We start from the raw sequence: 16,679 nt of genomic DNA, 5'->3' as shown, positions 1-16,679 counted from the left end.
AATTTTTACCTCCTATCATATTAAAACAAGCATAAATAAAACTAATATTACGAAAATGCATACAATTACTGGTACAACTTTTGTATTAATAAAACTTGATATAAAATTCTTAAATTTCATATTTTCATTTTCAAATTTTTTAATATTTTCATTTCTATAAGGTTCATTTTTGAACTTTTTAATTGCTATTTTTTCGCCTTTACCAATTGCTTTAAGATCTTTTGCCACTTCATTAGCTGTTTTGTATCTATCAACAACATTTTTTTCAAGACACTTCATAATTATGCTTTCTAAATTTTTGTCAATTGTTGGATTAATCACTGAGGGCAAAATAATCTCTGCAACTAAACTTTGATCTAAAAGATAAGTATTTTTGTCTTTTCTATCTCTATCATTTTTTGGCATAAATAATCTAGAATCATTAATTTTAATTAGTTCGACACCAGTTGCTGCTTCATACATCATTACCCCTAATGAATAAATATCTGACTGGAATGATATTTTATCATCATTTGAAGCGTCAGATTCAATATATTGTTCTGGAGATGCAAATCTAGGTGTTCCTGGCGATGAAGGTTTCAATGTTCTTTTAGCGCTTCCTCCCTCATAAACAAATCCTTTAACATGTGAAATTCCAAAGTCTGTTATCTTTATCTTTTTATCCTTTGTTAACAAAATATTACCTGGTTTAATATCACGGTGGATCATGTTCATATCATGAACACCTTGTAACCCTAAAGCTATTTCGCTAAAGTAGTAAATTATTTCTTCAAAAGTTAAAGTACCATCCTTTTCTTTTAACATGTCTTGCAATGACTGACCATCCACATATTCCATAACAATTAATAAAAAATTATCTCATTGTAGATAATCTTGAATTTTAACAACTCTTGGATTAAATATTTGAGTTGAATATTTCTTAATTTCATCTCTTACTTCTTGCTCTCTCAATCTGTCATTTTCATTTTTAATGTTGGGAACAAACATTAATTTAATAGCTAAAAAACTATCTTTTGAATAATTCGTTGGATTGCTTAAATCTTTCGCTTTATAGACTAGACCAAAAGTTCCTCTACCTATTTCTTTTATCAACAAGTAGCTGCCATTTATTTTTTTATTAGCAAAATAGTCTTCTGGGATTTGATCAATTCTCGTATATTTTTGATTATTATCTTGCATATCTATTCACCCATCATTTCTACAATTAGCAATGATAAGTTATCAGTTGAAAAATTATTTAACGCATACTCAATGATTTCTTTTGCTTTAGCTTTTAATCTTCTTTTTGAAGTTAATATTTCAGTAAAAGTTTCTGCATCAATGTAGTCATGAACACCATCAGTTGTTAAGACAAAAGTACCCACATTATCAGTTAGCAAATAAGTATCGATTTTTGTATTCTTATTTGGTCCTAAAGCACTTGTTAGAACTTTTCAATATGTCATTTCGTTAAATCTAGGCCCTAAATGGTTTTTTATTTCTTCTTTTCTTTTTTCACGATTTTCTTTATCATTTCATAAATTTTGATCAACTGTTATTTGACTTAACTTACCATCTTTAATTCTGTATGTTCTTGAATCACCAATGTTTATAACAAATGCTTTTTTCTCAACAAAAAGTACAGCAGTTAATGTTGTTCCCATATCATTAGTTTCAAAGAAAACATCAACATGATTTTTCATTTCTTGAATTATTTGCTTTACAGACTCTCTCAATCATTGATTTATTTCATTATCACTCTTTTCTAAAAAAGTAGATTTTTCAAATAATCTAATAAATGTTTCAACTGCCATTTTAGAAGCTAATTCGCCATAAGCATGACCACCCATACCATCACAAACAATAGCAAAAAGACAACCTTCGTTGTTTTCTGTGTATCCTAAAAAATCTTGATTTGATTTTCTAACTCTACCTATGTCAGTTAGTGATTGAATTTTGTATCTCATGCGCGATATCCCTCAACTTTTTCTTTTTATATTTTATCATTTTTTCGATATATCTTTTTTAGTTTTTTCAATAATTCAGGTAACAAAATAAAACTAAACATGAATATACTAAATAAAAATAGAATAATTGATTTTAAATATTTACTTTGCTTATTTGTTTTTAATTCAGGATTATCATCTGCTTTTTCACCTTCAATTCAAGAAGGGTTTTCACTGTCAATATTTTCTTTGTTGGATTCACTTCAATTGCTTGATTTTAAAACTAAATTAATTTCAAATTCACCAAATATATTATTTTTGTATTTTGGATTAACTTTAGCTAATCATTTTTGATCATTAATTTTTTCAAGTAAGAGTATTTCCTCAAATAAAAAACTATGTGAGCTAAAATTTAAAATTATTAAATTATTTGTAACTGTTGAGTAATCATCGACATAAATTATTTTTTTAAATCCCAAGTTATTTATATTAAACTTTTGTATAAATTCTATTTTTATAGTTGGAGATGTTAAGGAGTTTAAAAATGAATCTTTTTCTACTAAATAACTTTTGCTACACTCAATTTTAAATATTTGGACTAGATCTTTACTAATTGAAGAAAGTTTTGATAAGTCACTATTAACTAAACTAATCCCCGAAAATAAATAATAAAATACTTTTGAATCAATACTTAATGTATCTAACAAATTAATTAATTCTATATTTATTTGCTTGTTTATTTCAGCTGCATTTAAACCAATTTTCGTAGGATCATAATAAACAGTAATTCTTGCCTTTTCAAACATAGAATAATCAATCTTTGGTATAAGCAAAATAGTCATTTTATTAATATTTAATATTCTTTGTTCGAATATAATTAGATTTTTAAGTGATTGATCATTTGCTAAATTATTTGAAACTAACACTGTTAATTGATAATTTTCTTTTTTGCTTAATTCGGCAATTATTAAGCTTTGATAATTGATTATTCTATTGGTTCCTTTTTCTTTATAAGAATGATTTTGTATGATTACTTTAGAAGCAATGTTTTTATACACTATAAGCTCAACAATATTTTTTGTAGAATAAGATTGATTATTTATATCGACAAGTCTTTCTAAAATTTCAAACTGTATTTTGAAATCAAAATACTCAAATGAATATTTATCGAAATCATTTAAATTAACAACAAATGTGTAGTCATAATTTGTTTTCCATAAATGTCCGTTGTAAACAACATTTTGAACAAAATTTATATTTGTTGAATATTCTTTTGTAGGATATTTAATATCTTGATTATCATTGGATTTTAATTCTTTTTTCTCTGAGACATAGTTCATATTCTCAAATTGATTAAAACCAAAAATAGTTGATAAAAAAATAAGTATTAAATTAATCATATTTTCACCTCATAAGTTATTAACTAAAAAACTTGGATTTCTCCAAGTTAATTAAAAGGTTTTTTTAATTATTAATTTATTAATGTTTTTTCCAATATTATGAAATTTAGTTTCATACTCAGTTGGAATATTATTTTTTAAAGCAGTTTGATCAGAATATAGATCTGTTGTTTGATAAATTAATTCTCAGTTCTTGTTTTCTGAAATTTCTTCTAAGGAAAATGCAAATAGGCCATCATTATCAGTTTTAAATTCCAAAATTCCATTTGATTTAATAATATTTGCATAGATATCTAAAAAGGTTCTATATGTTAGTCTTTTTTTAGCATGTCTGGCTTTTGGTCAGGGATCAGAAAAATTTAAATAAATTTTATCAATTGATGATGGCGCAAATATATCTGATAAATCCTCAGCAAAATCATTAAAATATTTTAAATTAGTTACTTCTCGGTTTTTTTGTTTAAACTCTGTTAAAGTTTTTTTAAGTGCAACTCCAACAACGGTCTCTTCTTTTTCCATTCCAATAAAGTTAATATTTTCTTCTTTTAACGCATGATTTGTAATAAAGTTACCTTTACCACAGCCAATCTCTAGATGAACAGGCTGTTTTGTATTTTCAAATAAATCAGCTAAATTAATTTTTGATTCTTTATCTCATTTAATTAAATATATACTATTATTTTCTAAATATTCCTTTACCCAAGGTTTATTTCTTAATCTCATATTTTCTCCTAAACTATAATTAATGCAAATCCTATAAATACAAGTACACACAAAATATCAACCAGACTAGTAATTAATGGTGATGATGCAATTGTTGGATCTTTCTTAATTTTCTTCAATAATAATGGCAGTAAAATTCCTAATAAGTTAGCTAACATAACAACAACAAGTATTCCAAGTGTTGAAAATAAAACAACCATTCATTCACTATGATTAATTGTTCCACCTTCTTGAACTGCATAAATTATAAGTAATCTAATAACATTTATAAATGCTAATGTAATGCCTAATAAGAATCCAACTAATAATTCTTTTCCAAATATTGTTTTAATTTCTTTTTTATGAACTTGATTTAAGGCTAGTGATCTAATCATCATTAGAGATGATTGGTTAGCAATATTTCCTGATACTCCAGCTAAAACAATTAATATTGGAATCATCATAATTACTTCTTTACCCGATGGTAAATCTTTTAAACCTTCAACTAAATTAAACATTAATAACATAATTACGTGAGTAATTACTCCAATTAGTAATAGAATTGATAATCAAACAACTCTTGACTTGTACATTTTGAAAATACTTGTTTCAAAATAATCTGATTCTACATCATCAGCATCAATTCCTGCAAAATTCTGAATGTCTTCAGTTGATTCTTCGACTAGTACATCAATAACATCATCAACAGTTATAATACCAACTAATTGTTGATTTTTATTAACAACAGGTAAAGTGTTTATGTCATAACGTTTAAAATAGTTTGCAACTTCTTCTTGGTCCATCTCTACATTAACGTTAACAATTTTTGAATTCATTACTGTACCAAGTTTTGTTTTTGGACTATTAATTAGTAATTGTTTTAATTCAATTCAACCTAATAATTTATTATGTTCATCAATAATAAATAAGTCATCTATCTCATCATAATCATCATGACGACGTTTAATAGCCTTAATTGCCATTTCTACTGTGTTATCTGCCTTTAACTCAGTAAAATTGATACTCATTATGGCTCCTGCAGTATGTTCTTTATATTTAAGGATATTGTTTAATTCTTTTCTTACATCTTTTGTTGTTGCTTTTAAAATCTTTTTAACAACTTCACTTGGCATTTCATCAATTAAGTCAATTATGTCATCAGTATAAAGTTCATCCATGATTTCTTGAATTTCAGTATTAGTAAAAGCCTCAATTATATATTCTTGATGTTCTGAATCTAAGTATGTAAAAATTTCAGCCGCTTCTTCAAGTTCCAATAATCTAAATATTTTTAATACCTTTTTACTTTCAAATTGTTCCATTGCTTCTGCAAAGTCTACAAATTGGAATTCTTTAGAAATACTTCTTATTTTTTTAACATCTTTTTCTTCTAAAGCTTTTTCAAGCATTTCTTCAATATGATCTAGTTTCAACATAATTTACCTTTCATGAACTTCTTATTAATATATTGTATAATAAAAATATGGGGATGTCCTGGTTTCGACAGGATACTCTGGTCATATAATAGCAGTGGTGTGGTAGACCATAAGACTTCTAGGTTTGATAAAATGCAAACAAAAACGAAGAAAAAACAAACGAAGTTCCAACATTTATGTTAAATGCTGGACAAGCAAATTACGCTTTCGCTTAATTTGACTTTCAATATATAAATATAACGTTTGGCAATTTTTAACAGTGTTGGAATCTGTTAATTATTGTACATACCTATTCCAATAGAAATTATGATCGTAATAAATAATTTTGAAAATGAATTACGAATGTTATATTAGTCTTTTGATAGTTTTATTTAATATAGCAAATTAGAAAATTATCTAAACTGTAGAATTTATATGATTTGGTATTTTGGACGTGGGTTCGATTCCCACCATCTCCACCATTTATTAAGAAAAATAGCCTAGTTAGAAATAACTAGGTTTTTATTTTATTATATTAAGTTCTCTCAAGTCTTTATACACTGCATCAAATAACTCTGTTTGAACAATTTTATTATTACCAGGATAGCTAGAACTTAAAAAAGTCATTGTTATATTATTTTTTGGATCAACAAGTCCAGCACTGCCTAAAGCACCATCTCAACCAAACTCACCAATTTCTGTTAAAGGGTGCAAATCATTTTTTAGTCTAACTCTAACACCGTATCCATATGAATAGTCTTTGTTGAATGTTCATCTAAATGAATCTTTTATTTCTTTTAGTTGATCACTTCTCATTAAATCAAGTAGTTCTTTTTCTAAGAATTGAATTCCATTGATTTTTCCATCAATTAAAAAATTTAAAAATTTTGCATAATCACTAGCTGTTGAGAATAAACCACTTCCGCCTAATGGTGCTAATGGTTGGTTATTTGTAAAGGGCATTAAAAAATGAAAATTATCATTTGCTGTCAATTTATTACCATCAATAGTTTTTTTAAAGTCATATACTTTTGTTTTACGATTTAAATCTTTAACATAAAATGTCGTATCTTTCATTTCTAATACTGAAAATATATTTTCTTCAAGGAATTCATTAAAAGGTTGATTTGTTACTTTTTCGATAATACCACCAATAATATCAAGAGATACTCCATAATATCATTCAGTTCCTGGTTCTGATATAACTTTTGACTTGCTAACTTTCTCACAAAATTTTTGTAAGGTTATATTTTCATTTTCAACTAAATCAAAAGCATTTTTAATTTCTTTTCCACTATCAGAATTATTCCAAAAATAAGTTAATCCTGACGTCATATTTAATAAATGCTTAATTTTAATTTTTTCATTAAAGTCAGAATAAAATTTTTTTATTGGTTCTTCAAGTGATAATTGATTTCTTTGAATCAATAATAAACAAGCTACAACAGTTATAGGTTTTGTCATGGAATATAAAGCAAATATATTATCTTTTTGAATTTTAATTTCATTTTCCTTATCTGAATATCCAAAGTTTTCAAAATAAATGTCTTCATTATCTTTTGTTATCTTAATAACTAATCCATTAAATAAATTATTATTAATAAATTCCTTTAATTTTATCTGGGTATTATTTCAATTCATATAACCACCTATATTTATATTTATTATTATATTCTTAAAATATTAAAAAAAGAGACATTGTCTCTTTTAAAAAATAAATTATTTTTTTGCTTTTCTTTGTTCATCTAAGATTTTAATCATACGAGGTTTGATAGCTTCTTGTTCACCACCATAAACAACTTGTACGTTTGTTCCTCTAATTAGAGCTCCAGTAGCTCCACCTAAAGAAATAATTCCATCTTTATCAACTAAAGATCCGTCTTTAACAGTTAAACGTAAACGACTAGCACATGCATCAACGTCAACAATGTTTGCTTCTCCACCTAAGAATTCAATGATTTTTGTAGCTTTTTGAATTCTTGCTTCTTCAACAGCGTCTTTAGCAGATGCTTTTGAAGTTTTTCCGTCTTCAATTTTGCTTCCATCAACATTTAATCCTTTTGATGCTTTATAATCAGCTTTTGTTGCTAATTGAACATTTGAACTTCCATCACGACCCGGTACCATAACATTTCCGTATTTTACTGCAAAGTAGAATGCGAAGAAGTAAGCAGGTGCCATTGCGGCTGAAACTCCTAATATTGCAAATGCTGATTTAGCTGACATTGCTTTTGATCCAAAGTAAGGGATAACTCCGAATACGATGTAATCAATAAATCCTCCAGAAACAGTCATTGATACGTGAGTTTTGAATAACCCAGCAAATAAGAATGAAATAGCTGCTAAAGGCATATGTACACCATAGAATAATCAAGGTGCTAAGAATAAGAATGTATATTCGATTGGTTCTGTAATACCTGTTAAGAAACAAGTAAAGGCTGCTGAGAAGTAAATTCCCATAACTTCTTTTCTGTTTTCTTTAGGTACGTTTAATCACATAGCTAATCCAGCCATTGGTAATCCCAATAACATAAATCCGAATTTACCTGATTGGAATCTACCAATATTTAATCCTAAAGCTTCTAAATCTGTAAAGTTTAATACTTTTGTATTAGCAATAACTTTGTAAGCCATAGTTTGATCACCCATTGATTGTCATAAATCAGTGTAATCACGTGATATTAATGCTCTAATTGATTCAAAATCTGCATTTGTTAAACCTAATGCTGATGCATTATGGTTTTTATTTCAAATTTCCACAAAAGCATTTTTTTGAGCATCAGTTGCTGAATTAAATGCTTCAGCAATTGAACCACCAGCATTTGTTCATCATAATGGTGCATAGAAAACGTGGTGTAGACCAAATGGTACTAATGAACGTTCTGCAACTTCATAAATAAATGAGTCCAATCCACCAGGCAATTTACCTGATGCTTGTCCAAATGCAGCTAATCCCATACCAATGTATGGTCAAATAAACATAAATATAAATGATAAAGGTATAACAGCAACAAATGTTACAATAGGAACTAATTTTGTTCCACTAAAGAAACTAATTGCTGATGGTAATTGAGTTTGGTGATATTTATTGTAACATTTAGCTGCAATAGCACCAACAAAAATTCCAGCGAATACACCTGTATTTAGTGAATTAATTCCTATATTTGATGTAATCAATCCATTAGGAATTTTGTTAATTCATAATAAAGTATAGTAAACTGATCCTGCTCCATCAATTAATTCAAATTTTGAATTAACCATTTGTAAATTATCAGCACTTGAACCAATTCCTCAAGCCATAATATTTTCCAAGTGTATATTTGATGCACTTCAATCAATTTTTCCATCTTTTATAGCTGTAAAATGTTCTCAAACTGGTTTTCCATTTTCAATACCTGTTTGAACTCATAAATTACTTTCATTAATTGATAAAGTTTGTGTGTGTAATAAAGCTGCTTGCATACCGTTCATAACCAAGAAACCTACAACAGCTGTGATAGCTGCAATTCCTGAGTCTTTAGTATAAGCAAGGGCAACTGATATACAGAATAGCACTGGTAAATTTCCAAAACATACATCACCCATTTTATTTAGTAATGTACCAAAGAAGTAACCAAAGCTATCCGCACTTGAATTTGAAGCAATAGCTGACCCCACACCTAAGAATACTCCCGCAATAGGAAGCAATGCAATAGGTAAAAGGAAAGCCTTACTTAATTTTGAAAGTGTAGGCATAATGTTTCCACAACCCTTTTTGAACATTTCTCAAGAGTTTTTAGCGCTACCTTTTCATTCAATAGAAGAAAAACTTTTCATCTTTTTTCCCTTTCTTAATTTAGTTTTAAAAGAATACAAAACTTAGACTAACATCATTAGTCCTGAAAACGCCATAACAAATCCAAATAGAGCTAAAAATATTGGGAAATTCTTTTTAGTAAATTCTCAAATAGTTTGGCTCTCTTTGTTTCGTCTATAAAATTCATCGTGAATTTTTGATCTGTTCTTAACCCAAAAAGCTAACACACCAAAAATTACCATAATAAATAGACCAATAATCATTATAACTAGTCCTAATAATTTGTTTGTTTCCATTTTGTACCTCATAATATATTTTTACACAAAAAAAAAAAAAAAAGGTTTTATTTGGAAAAATATTCCAAAGAAAACCACTTTAAGTGTTAAAACCTTTATTTTTACTTCCTGTCAATTTAATTCATTCTTCTTTTTTAACTTTTGAATTCATTTCTTCAAGTTGCACAAAGAAGATTTCTTTAACTGTTTTTTTATTTTCTTTCATGTAATTATTTATAGTTTCAAACTCATTTTCAACTATTTTTAAAACTAATTCTTTTGATTCATGCTCAAAATCATCAGCCGCAAATATGTATATGGGCAGAAAAAAATCATTTTTTTCAACTTTAGCAAAAGTTAAAGCAAATATGCCATGATTAATATCAAAACTTTGACCAAATTTTATAGCTTTTTTATTTAAAAATAATTCATTTCAAACTATTGAAGAAGAAGTTGCAGAATGCTTTCTTTTTAAATTAAAGCCAGAGAAAAATCCCCAGCAAGCAATAATTAGCGCTAAGACAAATACTATTATTAAAATTGCTATTCCTCAAGAAGGAAGTGGTTTTATATTCGTGTTATTTTCCATTTTACTCCTTTAGATTAAAAATATTAATCCCGTAATTGCTAATACTAAACCAAATAAAGAAAGAAAAAGAGTAAAATTTGTTTTTGTAAATTCCCACATACCTACATGTTTTTTTTCAGTTAAAAATTCATCAGACTTTTTAATAGTTTTTTTATAAAATAGTGCTACTAAACCAAAGCCTATAAAAAATGCTAAGCCTATTAATAAAATAATTAATCCAATAGTTTGTTGTCTATCCATATACTTCTCCTAATACTTATATTTACGCATTTCTTTTCTTTCACTATCTCTTTTTTTAATTGTTTCTCGCTTATCGTGCATTTTTTTACCACGCCCAAGACCAATTTCCAATTTAGCATAGTTACCTTTTAAATAAAGTTTTAAAGGCACTATAGTTAATTTTTCTAACATTACTCTTTTTAAAATTTTATTTATTTCTCTTTTATGTAATAATAATTTCCTTGTTCTTAAAGGATCAATACCCTTCACAAAATTTGCATAATCGTATTTTTTAATGTTTGCATTTATTAAAAAGGCTTCCTTTTTTCTTATAAGAATAAAAGCCTCAGCAATATTTGCCTCATGGTTTCTAATTGATTTGATTTCAGGACCATAAAGTTCGATTCCTGCTTCTCAAGTTTCAAGTATTTCATAATTAAATCTAGCTTTTTTATTTATTGCAATAACATGCTCGCCCATAAAAAGAACCTCCTTACTTTTATTTAACTAAAATAAAGTCAATTTTTCTTTTTCTTATATCAGCACTTATAACTTTAATTTTAACTTTTTGGCCCATTCTGTAGAATGTATTATCATGCTTAATTAAAATTTTATTTGTTTCATCATAAACTATGTTTGGTTCTAGATTTGAAATATGGACTAAACCTTCAACCATATTATCTAGTTGTACAAAAATACCAAATTTTAAAGCTACCGATATTGTTCCTTCATATATATTACCGATTTTATCACTCATGTACTCAACTGTACATGCTTTAACAACTTCGCGCTCACAATCAACACTAGTTGTTTCAGTTTCGTTAATAATAACTGATGCTTTCTTAATAAATGCTTCATTTATTTCCAATGCTTTTTTATCATAATTTTTATTAATTACATATTGTTTTAAGTATCGATGGACAATTAAGTCGCTATACCTTCTGATCGGAGAAGTAAAGTGTGTATAGCATTGACTTGACAATCCAAAATGACCAATATTTTCTAACTCATATTTAGCTTTAGCCATATATCTTAGAAGTGATAAGTTCAATAACTCTTCTTCGATAGGATCTTTTGTTTGTTCGCTAATGCGTTTTAATGTCTTATTGATATTTAAAGGATCAAGCATTTCTGCTGGAGTTAATTTAGGGTCAATTCCGAATGATTTAAGTGATTGATATCAAGTAATTAAATCTTCTTCATCGGGTTTATCATGATTTCTATAAATAAATGGCAATTCCATTTCATAAACTATTTCAGCAACTGCTTCATTTGCACTAACCATAAATTGTTCAATTAATTTTTCAGATTCACCTGTTTGTCTTGCCTTAATTTCAATAACATTACTATTTTCATCCATTATAACTTTTGGTTCACGTACATCAAATGTAATAGTTCCACGCTTTATTTTAACCTGTTCAATTAATTTAAATAATTCAATAGCTTGATTAATCATTGTTTTTGATTCATCACAATGGTTTCAAGTTTTGTTTGCGATATATTCATTAACTTCATTATAATTCAATCTTACTTTTGAGATCATAATTGTTTCATAAATCTCTTTACTAATCATAATTCCATTTTTATCAAATTTCATTTCACATGCTAATGCAAATTTTTTAGTATTAGGATTTAATGAACATAAATTATCACTTAAAATTTTTGGTAACATCGGTAAAACTCTATTTGCTAAGTACGTAGAATTTCCTCTTATTAATGCTTCTTTATCTAGTGGTGTTTTTGGTTTTACATAATGGCTTACATCAGCGATAGCTACATATAATTTAAACTCACCATTATCTAATTTTTCAACACATATTGCATCATCCAAATCCTTTGAATCAATCCCATCAATTGTAACAACCATTTTATCAAGTAAAGAATGTTTCATTCTTTTATTAATTTCATCAACTTCTTTTTCAACAGGAATGTTAACTCTTTCTGCTTCTTTTAAAGTTGCTTTTTCAAACTCAGTTCTAATTTCAAATTCCTCTGCAATTGATAAAATTCTATCGCTAGCTTTTCTAGCATCACCAATAACTTTTTTTAGCCTAACAAACATTAATCTTTCTTTAACTGAAATTATTTTTGCTTTAACTATTTGATATTCTTGGATAGGAAATTCTTGTTTATTTAAAATTCTAATTCTAAATCCTGTAAATGATTGATCACTAGGTATAAAGTCTAAAAACTTGCCATCATAACTTCTAACTATTTCACCAATTAAAAATTCTTTAACTCTCAAGCATAATTCTACGATTTCAGCTCTTGTTTTATCTTGATCTTTAATAACTTTAAATATAACTTCATCACTATCAAAGCACCCATTTAAACTAACTGGTGGTACAAAATAAGCTTCTTCTTCTGGCTGTAATATGTCATTAACAAATCCAAAACCCTTTGGATTCATTCTTAAATTCCCTTTTTTGTAAGTTCCTCCTAATAAATAAACATTTTTTTCAGTTGTAAGCGCTATTGCATTTTCTTCATTTAATTCATTTAACACTTTTTCTAATATAGGAAAATCAAAATAGTTTAGCTTTGAAGCTAAACTGTTTATTGATATGGTCTCATTATTTTCTTTTACTATTTGTAATATTATTTCTTTATTCATACTAATAATTATAAAGTATTATGAATTATTTACTTACTTCTTTTAGAATTAAGCTAGTTAATGTTTTCAATAATTTCAAGAACTCTTATTGTTTCGATTGTTATATCAAGTCAATAATTCATTTTTTCAAAATCATTATTAATTATTAAATTAAGAAAATCTTTTATCTCATATCACATTGTATTACTCTTAGAAATTTTAATATTGAGAGGTGCAACTCTTAAAATAGAATTATTAATTGTAAATTCATCAATCGAAGTAATATTTTTAATTTCAATGTTTTTATCTTCAGCAAATATTTGCGAATTTATTGATTGAGAATTATTTTTTGAACATGTTATTGAAGTTATTATTCCATTATTGTGAACTAAAATTGAGTGATTTAAAATTCCAACTTTATTTTTTAATCTAAGATTTGCTGCTTTAACATCTTTGACTTTTCCAAATAGTTTTATTGCTAGTTCAACAGGATATACATTTAGATCAAATGAAGAACCTTTACCTAAATTAAAATCAAAAACCGAATTAAATACTTCATTTTTAACATCTCTCATTCTGCTTGAATATTGATTTAAATTAAAAACCGCTGAATTAACATTATTATTTTTAATAAAATCTTCTAATATTGCTATTTCATCAATGTGAACTGACTTTGTTGCCTCCATTAGTATGACTTTATTTTTATTTGCTAAATCTTTTAATTCCATAATTTCTGCAGTCTTAAAAGTTGCAGGTTTTTCTAAAATAACATTTTTATAACTATTTAATAAAAGTTTAGCTTGTTCATAATGTAAACCATTTGGCGAAGCTACATAAACAAAATCACAATCAGATTTTGCAAGTTCGTTTAAATCAGTAATGATTTTTGTATTAATATAATTTATTTCACTTAAAAACTTAGCTGCTGTTTCATATTTTCTACTATAGCAGATAGTATATTCAAGTTCAGCAAACTCCTTTGCTGCATCTAAAAATTCTTTAACTATTCATCCTGTTCCAATTGTTGCAAATTTCATAAAATTACCTTCATTTTTCTAATTTACTTAATTTTAAAACTTTTAAGCAAACAAAAAAAGGTTAAACAACCTTTTTAGTTAAATACCAAGATTTCTCTTTTTTCTCTTATTGCAGTAATTGTTATTTCTCCTGGAATAATAACACTATTTTTTAAGTCATTTTTTAGAGTTTCTAATATTCGTGCAAGATCTTTATCATCAGTTGTTACCGGATCAACAATAACTCTGATTTGTCTTCCTGCTTGGAAAGCATAAGTTTTTGATATACCTGGAATCTTATTACCAATTTTTTCAATTTCCTTCATTCTTATAATGAAATCTTCAATTGAATTATTTCTAGCTCCAGGTTTTGAAGCACTAATAGCATCAGCAATAGCTACAATAACAGCTATTTCACTTTCTTTAGCTACATCTTCATGGTGAGCTTCTATTGAATTAATAATTACATCTTCTTCGCCATATTTTTTTGCTGCTTCAACGCCTAAAAATACATGACTTCCTGTTTTTTCAAAATCTATTGCTTTACCAATATCATGTAATAGTCCCGCACGTAATGCTTGTTTAGCATTTAACCCGAGTTCAGATGCAATACTTGATGCAATTTTTGCAACTTCAACAGAATGCAGTAAAACATTTTGACCATAACTAGTTCTATATTTAAGTTTACCTACTAATTTAACTAACTCTTTATCCATATCATGAATACCCAGTTCGTCCATTACTTGAAAACCTATTTCTAAAATTGTTTGATCAATTAATATTTCTTGATTTTTTAATTCTTTTTCAATTTTTATTGGTTGAATTCTTTTATCAATTAACAGTTTTTCTAAAGTTTTAGTTGCGATTTCTCTTCTAATTGGATTGAATGAAGAAATTGTAACAACTTCAGGTGTATCATCAATAATTATTTCAACTCCAGCTAATTGTTCAAAGGTTTTAAGGTTTCTACCGTCTTTACCAATAATTCAACCTTTAATATCATCATTTGGAAGCTTTACTAAATTTGTTGTTTTTTCATTAACAATATCAGTTTTAAATCTTTCCATTGCAGATAATATAATACTATTTGACAACTCTTTAGCCCTTGAGTGAGCTAAATTTTCTGCTTGTTTTATTCGACTCACGATTTCATATTGAATTTTTGATTCAACATTTTTCATTAACTCTGCTTTAGCTTCAAAACTTGTCATATTACTTATAACTTCTAATCTTTTAATAAGTTCTTCTCTTTTATCAGAATAATCATTTATTCTTTTATCTAAGTCTATACTTTTAAGATCAAGAGTTTCTTGTTGCTTATCAATAATGGCTCTTTCTTTAATTAATAAGTTACTTTCATTTTCAATATTTTGTTTAGCTATCTCTAATTTATTTTTTTCAAATTGAAGTTTATCTTCAAATAACTTTTTTTGTTCATTTATTTCTCTATATGTATCTGAGAGAATTTTTTTTCTTTCAATTTTAGCTTCTTTAATCTTTTTTGCATTTAAGACTTTTTGTGATTTAGAAGTCAATATATAAAGCAATGAGCATAGTGTTACTACAAAGGCTACTGAAACAATTATCAGTCCTATAATAGTTACCATTTTTACTCCTTATTTAAGTGTGTTAATTAGACACATATATATTATACTTTAAAATAAAGACTAAAAAAATATACTTCTTAAATAAGATAAATTTATGCTTTTTCAATATACTCTTTTAATTCAGTTTCAATTTTAATTGCTTTTTCTGGATTTTTACTTAATCATTCTTTAACAGCGTTTTTACCTTGACCAATTTTTTCTTTTTCATAAGAATATCAAACACCTGATTTATCTAAAATATTATAAAGAGTTGCTAATTCAATTATTTCATTAGTGCGTTCTATTCCTTTGTCGTATCCTATAGTAATCAATGTTTGTTTGAATGGTGCTGCTACTTTATTTTTAACAATTTTAACTTTCACTTTATTAGCAACTACTACACCATTTTCAATTAATGATTCGCCCTTTCTAACTTCTACTCTTAAAGTTGAAAAGAATTTTAATGCTCTTCCACCAGTAGTTGTTTCTGGATTACCAAACATTATTCCAATTTTTTCTCTTAATTGATTAATAAAAATAACTGTTGTTTTAGACTTTGAAATAGCACCATTTAATTTTCTTAATGCTTTTGACATCATTCTTGCTTGTAATCCTATAGACTGATCAGACATTTCACCTTCTAATTCACTTTTAGGAACTAAAGCCGCAACCGAATCAACAACTACTAGATTTACTGAATTTGATTTTACCAATGTCTCTAATATATCTAGTGCTTCTTCACCATATGATGGTTGACTAACAAGTAAGTTATTAATATCTACTCCTATTTTTTTAGCATAGTTTAAATCAAGTGAATGTTCAGCGTCTATAAATGCTGCAATACCTTGTTGTTTTTGTGCTTCTGCTATTGCATGTAAAGCAAGCGTAGTTTTACCAGATGACTCAGGGCCAAATATTTCAACTACTCTTCCTTTAGGATATCCACCAATCCCAATTGCTTGATCAATTAAAAACGAACCTGATGAAATTACATCATGATCTATATCATCACCTTCGTTGTAAACTACTAATGCTTCTTTACCATAATTTTTTTCAATTGTTTTTAAAGCTGACACTAGAGCTTCATTTTTTCAAATATCGTTTTTATTACTCATTGCTTTTGAAGCTCCTTCTAATGTTCTTGTATTATTCATGTTATTTAC

General features: G+C 26.9%; 15 protein-coding genes and 1 other RNA gene. 1 reads left to right on the top strand and 15 read right to left on the bottom strand.

Annotated features, from left to right (window positions below; all coding sequences use genetic code 4):
* Nucleotides 1-12: 12 nt before the first annotated feature.
* The 5 genes from MENTO_RS01175 to mgtE are packed head-to-tail and all read right to left on the bottom strand — an operon-like array spanning nucleotide 13 to nucleotide 5,463.
* On the bottom strand, nucleotides 13-1,179 hold the full coding sequence (locus MENTO_RS01175) for a serine/threonine-protein kinase (RefSeq protein WP_099651061.1): 1,167 nt from the start codon (nucleotides 1,177-1,179) through the stop codon (nucleotides 13-15).
* Between the two features lie 2 nt (nucleotides 1,180-1,181).
* Nucleotides 1,182-1,946 (bottom strand): PP2C family protein-serine/threonine phosphatase, encoded by a 765-nt coding sequence (locus MENTO_RS01170; RefSeq protein WP_099651060.1) that lies wholly within the window; start codon nucleotides 1,944-1,946, stop codon nucleotides 1,182-1,184.
* A 26-nt stretch (nucleotides 1,947-1,972) separates the two neighbouring features.
* Nucleotides 1,973-3,325: a hypothetical protein gene (locus MENTO_RS01165; RefSeq protein ID WP_167372669.1), complete on the bottom strand. Its 1,353-nt coding sequence runs from the start codon at nucleotides 3,323-3,325 to the stop codon at nucleotides 1,973-1,975.
* Between the two features lie 51 nt (nucleotides 3,326-3,376).
* Complete coding sequence (trmB, locus tag MENTO_RS01160) at nucleotides 3,377-4,048, bottom strand: tRNA (guanosine(46)-N7)-methyltransferase TrmB (RefSeq protein ID WP_099651059.1); 672 nt, start codon at nucleotides 4,046-4,048, stop codon at nucleotides 3,377-3,379.
* A gap of 8 nt (nucleotides 4,049-4,056) precedes the next feature.
* On the bottom strand, nucleotides 4,057-5,463 hold the full coding sequence (gene mgtE / locus MENTO_RS01155; protein ID WP_099651058.1) for a magnesium transporter: 1,407 nt from the start codon (nucleotides 5,461-5,463) through the stop codon (nucleotides 4,057-4,059).
* 49 nt (nucleotides 5,464-5,512) lie between these two features.
* On the opposite strand from mgtE, the gene ssrA reads away from it, so the two are divergent.
* Nucleotides 5,513-5,924, top strand: a transfer-messenger RNA (tmRNA) gene (gene ssrA / locus MENTO_RS01150).
* 40 nt (nucleotides 5,925-5,964) lie between these two features.
* On the opposite strand, the gene MENTO_RS01145 is transcribed toward ssrA, so the two are convergent.
* The 10 genes from MENTO_RS01145 to recA all read right to left on the bottom strand — a co-directional run bounded on the left by MENTO_RS01145 (nucleotide 5,965) and on the right by recA (nucleotide 16,670).
* Nucleotides 5,965-7,083, bottom strand: a complete 1,119-nt coding sequence (locus MENTO_RS01145) for a serine hydrolase domain-containing protein (protein WP_099651057.1) — start codon at nucleotides 7,081-7,083, stop codon at nucleotides 5,965-5,967.
* Between the two features lie 78 nt (nucleotides 7,084-7,161).
* Nucleotides 7,162-9,258 (bottom strand): PTS transporter subunit EIIC, encoded by a 2,097-nt coding sequence (locus tag MENTO_RS01140; protein WP_099651056.1) that lies wholly within the window; start codon nucleotides 9,256-9,258, stop codon nucleotides 7,162-7,164.
* Between the two features lie 42 nt (nucleotides 9,259-9,300).
* Nucleotides 9,301-9,534, bottom strand: coding sequence for a hypothetical protein (locus MENTO_RS01135; RefSeq protein ID WP_164703954.1), 234 nt, complete (start codon nucleotides 9,532-9,534; stop codon nucleotides 9,301-9,303).
* 79 nt (nucleotides 9,535-9,613) lie between these two features.
* On the bottom strand, nucleotides 9,614-10,102 hold the full coding sequence (locus MENTO_RS01130; protein ID WP_099651055.1) for a hypothetical protein: 489 nt from the start codon (nucleotides 10,100-10,102) through the stop codon (nucleotides 9,614-9,616).
* Nucleotides 10,103-10,111: 9 nt separating this feature from the next.
* Nucleotides 10,112-10,342 carry a hypothetical protein gene (locus tag MENTO_RS01125; RefSeq protein WP_099651054.1) on the bottom strand — a complete coding sequence of 77 codons (231 nt, stop codon included), beginning with the start codon at nucleotides 10,340-10,342 and terminating at the stop codon, nucleotides 10,112-10,114.
* Between the two features lie 9 nt (nucleotides 10,343-10,351).
* Nucleotides 10,352-10,801, bottom strand: a complete 450-nt coding sequence (gene smpB, locus MENTO_RS01120; RefSeq protein WP_099651053.1) for an SsrA-binding protein SmpB — start codon at nucleotides 10,799-10,801, stop codon at nucleotides 10,352-10,354.
* Between the two features lie 19 nt (nucleotides 10,802-10,820).
* Nucleotides 10,821-12,935 carry a ribonuclease R gene (rnr, locus tag MENTO_RS01115; protein ID WP_099651052.1) on the bottom strand — a complete coding sequence of 705 codons (2,115 nt, stop codon included), beginning with the start codon at nucleotides 12,933-12,935 and terminating at the stop codon, nucleotides 10,821-10,823.
* Between the two features lie 53 nt (nucleotides 12,936-12,988).
* Complete coding sequence (locus MENTO_RS01110) at nucleotides 12,989-13,951, bottom strand: Gfo/Idh/MocA family protein (protein ID WP_099651051.1); 963 nt, start codon at nucleotides 13,949-13,951, stop codon at nucleotides 12,989-12,991.
* A 74-nt stretch (nucleotides 13,952-14,025) separates the two neighbouring features.
* A complete protein-coding gene (gene rny / locus MENTO_RS01105) occupies nucleotides 14,026-15,537 on the bottom strand; it encodes a ribonuclease Y (RefSeq protein ID WP_099651050.1) in 1,512 nt (503 codons plus the stop codon).
* Between the two features lie 92 nt (nucleotides 15,538-15,629).
* The gene (gene recA / locus MENTO_RS01100; RefSeq protein WP_099651049.1) at nucleotides 15,630-16,670 is read right to left on the bottom strand and encodes a recombinase RecA; all 1,041 of its coding nucleotides are present in this window, start codon (nucleotides 16,668-16,670) and stop codon (nucleotides 15,630-15,632) included.
* Between the last annotated feature and the right edge of the window lie 9 nt (nucleotides 16,671-16,679).

The organism is Mesoplasma entomophilum, from assembly GCF_002804125.1.
GTDB classification, from domain to species: domain Bacteria; phylum Bacillota_I; class Bacilli_A; order Mycoplasmatales; family Mycoplasmataceae; genus Mesoplasma; species Mesoplasma entomophilum.
This window is presented reverse-complemented; position numbering and strand designations above follow the sequence as displayed.